7 protein-coding genes, 2 pseudogenes and 1 riboswitch are annotated in these 6708 nt (G+C 59.0%); of the genes and pseudogenes, 3 read left to right on the forward strand and 6 right to left on the reverse strand.

Annotated elements, in window-relative coordinates:
• Window positions 1–3: 3 nt before the first annotated feature.
• The 5 genes and pseudogenes from ccmI to JQ627_RS39485 all read right to left on the reverse strand — a co-directional run.
• The gene (gene ccmI / locus JQ627_RS37480; RefSeq protein WP_312015857.1) at window positions 4–1122 is read right to left on the reverse strand and encodes a c-type cytochrome biogenesis protein CcmI; all 1119 of its coding nucleotides are present in this window, start codon (window positions 1120–1122) and stop codon (window positions 4–6) included.
• Window positions 1123–1336: 214 nt separating this feature from the next.
• A complete protein-coding gene (locus JQ627_RS37485; RefSeq protein WP_212489342.1) occupies window positions 1337–1957 on the reverse strand; it encodes a DsbE family thiol:disulfide interchange protein in 621 nt (206 codons plus the stop codon).
• Window positions 1954–2109 (reverse strand): heme exporter protein CcmD, encoded by a 156-nt coding sequence (ccmD, locus tag JQ627_RS39570; RefSeq protein WP_283817170.1) that lies wholly within the window; start codon window positions 2107–2109, stop codon window positions 1954–1956. The genes JQ627_RS37485 and ccmD overlap by 4 nt, the downstream gene beginning before the upstream one ends.
• A gap of 7 nt (window positions 2110–2116) precedes the next feature.
• Entirely contained in the window at window positions 2117–2848 is a 732-nt protein-coding gene (locus JQ627_RS37490; protein WP_249143721.1) for a heme ABC transporter permease, read from the reverse strand.
• Window positions 2849–3387: 539 nt separating this feature from the next.
• Window positions 3388–3536, reverse strand: a pseudogene (locus JQ627_RS39485) (LysE family translocator); the annotation flags it as partial.
• 18 nt (window positions 3537–3554) lie between these two features.
• A riboswitch (ZMP/ZTP riboswitch) is annotated at window positions 3555–3635 on the reverse strand.
• 148 nt (window positions 3636–3783) lie between these two features.
• Here JQ627_RS39485 and JQ627_RS37500 point away from each other — a divergent pair.
• Complete coding sequence (locus JQ627_RS37500; RefSeq protein ID WP_212489345.1) at window positions 3784–4710, forward strand: hypothetical protein; 927 nt, start codon at window positions 3784–3786, stop codon at window positions 4708–4710.
• Window positions 4711–4806: 96 nt separating this feature from the next.
• A pseudogene (locus tag JQ627_RS37505) lies at window positions 4807–4983 on the forward strand (NADP-dependent oxidoreductase); the annotation flags it as partial.
• Between the two features lie 129 nt (window positions 4984–5112).
• Here the strand turns inward: JQ627_RS37505 and JQ627_RS37510 are convergent.
• Window positions 5113–6069 (reverse strand): AraC family transcriptional regulator, encoded by a 957-nt coding sequence (locus JQ627_RS37510; protein ID WP_212489346.1) that lies wholly within the window; start codon window positions 6067–6069, stop codon window positions 5113–5115.
• Window positions 6070–6541: 472 nt separating this feature from the next.
• On the opposite strand from JQ627_RS37510, the gene JQ627_RS37515 reads away from it, so the two are divergent.
• Window positions 6542–6708 (forward strand): LysR family transcriptional regulator (locus tag JQ627_RS37515; RefSeq protein ID WP_212489354.1); only part of this gene is annotated, 167 nt, incomplete at its 3' end.

The following is a 6708-nucleotide window of genomic DNA, read 5'->3' on the forward strand; positions in this document are numbered from 1 at the left end:
GATCTATCCCTTCAAACCAAGCTGCCCAACAAGTTCATCGATGCGTGCCAGCGCTTGCGCATCACCCGCGAGGTGGGCACGCGCGCTTGCAGCTGCCGCCTCGGCCTTCTGACGTTCACCCAAGAAGACGTAAGACCTTATCAGTTGCAGCCATCCCTGAAGGTTCAGGCCGTCTTTCGAGAGCTTCTCGGCGAGTCCTTCCACCATCCCTCGGATCGCGTCGCTTCGCTGCTCCGGAGAAAGCGCTGCGATGTCATCCCGGGTTTGGCTGGAGTGGCGGGGTTCCACGTTTGATTGCGTCGCCCCAGAAAGCCCATCCAGATGTTCGCGGACAGCATCCATCCACGGGGCACCGGCCGGCGTATCCGCCTCCAGCGCCTCCCAGAGTTGTCTTGCCCGATCTTTGTCGCCGTCTTGCTCTATTGCGGCCGCATGGAAGTATCGCGCTACGGGCTGCTTTGGATCGTCTGCAAGCGCTTGGTCAATGGCGGCGCGTGCTTCTGCAGTCACAACGCCGTCGGCGGCCATCGTCAGGGCCTGCCCAAGAGCCGCGCGCTCCTGCGCATTCTCGCCGAGCAGCCGTAGCGCCGCCCTATACGCACGCGCAGCGTCCTGAAACCTTCCCATGCGCAGGTAAATTGGCGCGATTGCCTGGAATCCGCGGCCATCGTCGGGGTCAGCCGCGAGACGCGTTTCGACTTCGGAAATCGCGGCAGCGGGGGTGAAGTTTCCGCCCGCGCGCCTCGATGCGGTCGGCATATCAGGCTGGCTGGGAGCGCCGACCTTAAGATACGACGCGAGCGCGACGAGCGGTAGTACCAGGACGATCGCCAAGACCGCGGAAGCGCGTCTCGGCCGCCGGCGTCGCGAAACACGCAGCAGGTTCCCCGACGCGGAGTCGAGTGACGCGAGCAGTCGGCGCCCGATCTCGGCACGCGTCGACATGGCATCCTCGGGCGCTACGAGTCCGCAGCGGACGTCATCATTCGCCTCGGCTAGAAGCCCGCGGTAGAAGGCAACGTCGGAATCGTCAACGCCAAAGCCCTCGCGCCGCTCAGAGAGCGACCGGGCCAGTGCTAGTACGACCGCTAAGGTCATCATTGCGAAGACGGCCCAGGTCACGTTTCAAAGCCTCCGTCCGTTGTCGCCATTATGCAACGCGCCACGTGTCCGACATCCGCCGCTCTTGAAAATCGGACTGCTTCTGAGTGTGCCGCTTGCTTGGTCTGATCGGTCACTCCTGAATAATGTAAGTGGACGGAATCCCGCGCCGCCGAGGCTAGAAAAACCCTTTTGGCATCCGTCGCGCTGGGATGGGGAACTCGCAAGGCAGTCGTCATGGGTGCTCCGCCTCGGCAATTGCGGCCATCAAAGCAGGTCGGCTCGCGTCGGAGATGCCACCAATCAGCTTGTAGGCGATCGTGCCATCGCCCTTGATCACATAGGTCTCGGGGACGCCATAGACGCCGAAATCGATCCCCGTTCGACCTGACCGGTCGGTGCCGACCTGTGCGAAGGGGTTCCCGTTGGCGGCCAGATAGGCCAGCGCGTTTTTGGGGTCGTCCTTGTAGGCGATGCCGGTAAGCTTCACCCCCTGTTGCTGCAGCGCCCGGTCGTTCGCCAACGCCATCAACGCCCCTTGTTCTTCCTGGCACTCGACGCACCACGACGCGAACACGTTCACGATGGTCACGTGCCCCCTCTGAAGATCGGCACTCGACAAGCCGGGTAGACCGGACGTCGAAAGCCCATCGAGTGGCTCCAGCACAAAGTGCGGCGCAGGCTTGCCGATCAGAGCCGAGGGCACACGCGACGGGTCTCCCGCGCCAAGCCGCACTAGCAGTAGCACCGCAATTCCGAAGAAGATCAGAAGCGGTATAATCACGCACAGGCGGGCCAGTGCGCGTCGAGGGGCCGCGGGGCTCGCTGGGAAATGCGAGGCTGGGATGTTGCTCATACGCGTCCACGTGGATCCGAGTGGTCAAGTAGCAGGCGACGCAAGGCACGGAGCTGAACGCGATAGTCGATGAGGACCGCCGCGATCATCCCGGCCAAGGCGGAGCCCGCCACCAGAAATGCCGCCGTGATGAATCCGCTATGCTGCACCATGATCTGCTCAGGACGCCATTTCGGCAGGCAGCATGCGAGCAATCGCGGGTTCGCCCGCAGCCGCTAGCGTGCCCCTAAGCCGCCGGGCTCGGCGTCGCATGATCTCGTTACGGACCGCCATTACGTGGAGAGTCATGAACAACAGCGTATATGCGAGCCCCATAACGATTAGCGGCCACAACATCGAGCTCGCGATCGCCGAGCCCTCCATTCGAAATACCGAGGCCGGCTGGTGGAGAGTGTTCCACCAATCAACCGAGAACTTCACGATCGGGATGTTGATGAATCCCACCAAGGTCATGATAGAAACTGCTCGTGCTGCTCTACTCGGCTCCTCGATCGTCTGCCAAAGCGCGATCAGACCGAGATAGATGAGAAAGAGAACCAACATCGAGGTGAGCCGGGCGTCCCAGACCCAATATGTGCCCCACATCGGTTTGCCCCAAAGGGAGCCTGTGACGAGGCAGATGAAGGTGAAAGTTGCGCCAAGCGGCGCAGCCGCCTTTTGGGCCGCATCGGCAAGCGGATGACGCCAAACTAAGGATCCGAGCGCAGACGCCACCATGAACGTGTAGGCAAGCATCGCTATCCATGCGGCAGGGACGTGGATGTACATGATGCGCACCGTCTCGCCCTGCTGGTAGTCGGGTGGCGCGGCGAATGCTCCAAATAGACCGAGCGCGAAGGCGAAGGTTGTCGACCCCCAAAGCCAAGGCAGCAGCTTTGCGGCGATACGCATGAAATTACCAGGATTACTGTAGGCGGTGAAGCTCAGCTTCAACTTTACGATCTCCTCACAGCCAACTCGCGCGCAGGGAATTCGCTCGCTTCCGATTGCGGCTCGCGACCGTGCCATTGGGGGGGTCTGCGAGCCGATGAGTATTGCATCACACCGGAGACGACCTCGCAAATTGCCGTCAGTTATCGTTTCGATGCCAAGTAGGCGCTCAGAGATTCGATATCTCCATCGCGTGGTCAGGCCGATTGCAACACACTCATCGCGGCGGCTACCCTCGATGACTGCTCGCCTACAATCTCCCGGGACGTCGTCGGCAAGGCCTTCTCTCGTTGGGTCTGGGCGAGCGGTAAAGCGTCGTCCCCACTGATCTGCAGGCTTTATACGATGGCCGCAATCAGCGTGAGGCGCCCCCTCCGTACGCGATGCGTACGCTCCCGCAGTCTACCGAAAGAATGCATGTCCAAAGAGAATTTCTAGTTTCGTCGGCTACGTCTGATCCTGAGGTCCATTGCGCCCGCGGCGAGCAAGGGAGGACTAGAACCTGAGCGCGACCCGCCCAGGGAAATCGGGCCGGCGGTCCGCCTTGGCAGATCGATCTCGAGACAAGATAGACCATGTTAGGCCCTGGCGTCGGGACCACGCCCGGCGTAATCGCCGCGAAGGTGAGCAAGCTGGTGATTGGTGGCATCTGCTATCTCCGCTACGACCAGGAAACCCAGACGCGCGGCTCAAAGCCTTCGCGCTTCCCGACGGTTATCCTTCTTCAGCGTCAGTCGCGCGAGGCAGGCACAGAATAGACCAGCAAGCCCGACGTGGTAAACCGCGTCGATGGCATCGATTCAATAACCGATGGTCATTAGACGTCGAGTTTCGCGTTCCTATTTTCGTCTCGTCTGCAAAGGAATTCGGAAGATTAGACTATTGTGAAATACACAATGAGATTATTTGCCGAATTTCTTGCGGTTACCTTCGTGGGAGGAATTGGGCTTGCGGTCGATACCACGGGTATATCTCTTATCCTGTTTCCCGAGATGGCCGCTTTAGCGTATGATGTATTCACGCGCCCCCGCGGAAAATGGGCAAGCCAACCAATCAGACTGATTGCTACCCCTACGATCACCGCGATCCTGGGGGTGATGATTACTCGCCACTGGGAATACAGCGGCCTCGCGGTAACTGTTGTTGCCCTCCTGAGCCTAGTTGTTATTAAACTGCTCCGATCGAACATCGGAGCTGCGATCTCTGCCGGTGTGCTTCCAATGGCCCTCGGCGTGATGAGTTGGGGTTACCCCGCCGCCATTCTCGCGGGACTCGCCGTACTCGCCATTGCGTTGACGTTCTGGAAGCGCCTTGATCCCGATAGTTACCTATCTGAGGGGGGCAAGGAGAGCCGGATTATTGAGACCGCCGAAACTCCGCCGAGAGATCGGTTCTGGATCTTCGCACTGACGGCATTCGTCTTCGCGCTGGGAGCGGTGGCTCAAACAACGGGATTGCGCTTCCTGTTATTCCCTCCGCTGATCGTTGTGGCCTATGAGTTATTTGGTCACCCGGACCTTCCTGGCTGGATGTCACGGCCGGTATTGTTTCCTCTCGTATGTTTTCTGACCGCATCCGTTGGCTTACTCTTGAGCACGGGCTTTCACACAGAATTTTTGGGCGTGACGGTTACCATGCTTTGCTCGATTGCTATTTTACGGATGTTTAAAGTCCATATGCCGCCTGCCCTCGCCGTTGGTTTGATACCGTTCGTCATCGACCATCCCACCTTTTGGTATCCGATCTCGGTGTTCTCGGGCGCCGCTGCGCTCATCGCCTCTACCAGAGTATACAGCTTTATTACTCATCAGCCGGTAATATAGGCGACACTCGGCGCTCTAAAGAATGACCGGATCAGCCCGGGTGCAGGCTTGAGACGAGCAACTGCGGCTCGCTCAACCGCCCACGCTTGCACCGCGGCGATCGATTTTGTTCTCGTGCCCGATCGCGCCAAACTGACTAAGATCGTCCAGCGGGTGCGGTACGGACGGTTGCGGACGAACATCGGCAACATTACGACCCTCGATGATGCCATCGCTGTTTTCAATCCGACCAAGCGGATCAGCGGGAAGACGATCATCCGCATTCGTCCGTGAACGACATGCGCCTTGAATCGTGGCCTGGCGGCGATATCAATAGTCTTTTCCTTAATTTTCGAGCGATGAGTAATTTAGACCCGATCGCGTCGCGGCGGGCTTGTCTGCCGCGGGCACCTCGCCGTATCTTCAATCGGAGTTCGGTCCATCTCCCTCAGAGTCCGCCGGAACGTATCCATGCACTTGACGAAAGGCGCGGAGAAAGCTGCTGTAGCTCCTATAGCCGACTGCCCGCGCAATCTGCTCAGCTGAAAATGTCCTCGCCGCGAGCATATCGGCCGCACGCTTCATCCGTATTCGCCGGAGCGCGACCATTGGCGAACATCCCATCGCGCGCACAAAGCGCGCCATGAATGCGGATCGGCTCAAGCAGGCCTTCTGCGCCAAGGACAGGACGGAGTGATCGGCCGATGGCCGCGCCAGCATATCGGCGAACGAAAGAGCGATTTGACGGTCGCGTAAGATTGAAAAGCGTTCGAGCCAAATGCTGGTTGAATTCAGACTCCGACGGAGAAGAGTGACGAGTACCTGCTTCAGGATGGCGGTCGTCATTGCCTGCATTCCAACCTGCCGGCCGCTGATTTCTGCCAACGCAGCCTGCAACTTTGGCCCCAAGTCATCGGCGGGTTCGAAGCGCTCGACAATCGGCGTGGAAAGGCTTGCAAAGAGGTCGATCGACGAGCCGTAACTGGCGCGAAAGTACCCGCAGATCAGCATGAGCATCGGATCCACGTCCCCGGCGACGAATCGCTGGACACGCTCGCCGAACCGCGGATCCCATTGCGCGTCCACCACATTCACTGTCCTGGCCGCTGTCGGGTCATCGACCTCGATGTGAAACGGCTTCTTGGCCGGTGTGATGACAAGGGTGTGAGGCACCAGAGGAAATGCGGAGAAACCACTCACGACCATTCGTCCGGTCCCGGAAAGATTGTAGTGGATAGCCGGTGCGACTGCGCTCCCAAATGATAGGCGCCAACCTGGACTGACCAAACACTCAATGAGCCCAATGACGTCGACATCCAAGGTTGCCATCAGCACATCGAGATCGGATCGAGGCAATGCAAGATTCGGACGGTCGGACATGTGTTTCGGACCCTCGAATTGAGCTGGTGTCCTAGTCGTGGGACAGGATAATTGCAAATCTTGGTACTGCTTTATAGCTGGGATGGTGCGGCCTGGGCAGAAGCTGGGAATCTCCCTGACGAGCGTGAGCATGCCGCGCTCGCAGCGGCCCCCATTCCAGCGGTCCAGAACTAAGCCCTCAGGAGATCCTAAGTGAGCAGAAAACAACGTCTGATGAAGATGGTCGAGCCGATCCCGCTGCAAACCCTTACACTTAACTGGTCGCGCCTATGATGTTCTACGCAACGGCGACGTTAATAGGCGACAGCATCGGTAAGAACACTATCCGCAAGACGCGGGTCGACAGTTCTGAGCTGGCCCACAATATCTGTTTCCGCGGAAACTCCGCGACAAGCCGCTTAGCCATCGCCCGTGCCTACTATGGCAAAAAACCAGAACGGTCCGAACCGCGGCAAATCTTTCGAGTATGAGTATGCAGCTGCAGTTTTATCAGGTGCGATATTTCCTAGCCCTAGCAAGGACACTCAATTTTACGCGGGCGGCGAAGCAATGCAATGTGACCCAGCCGGCGCTGACAAAGGCCGTTCACAAGCTGGAGCAAGAACTCGGTGGCGCGCTGATTCACCGTGAACGTCACTT

Source organism: Bradyrhizobium liaoningense (genome assembly GCF_018130785.1).
GTDB classification, from domain to species: Bacteria; Pseudomonadota; Alphaproteobacteria; order Rhizobiales; family Xanthobacteraceae; genus Bradyrhizobium; species Bradyrhizobium liaoningense_A.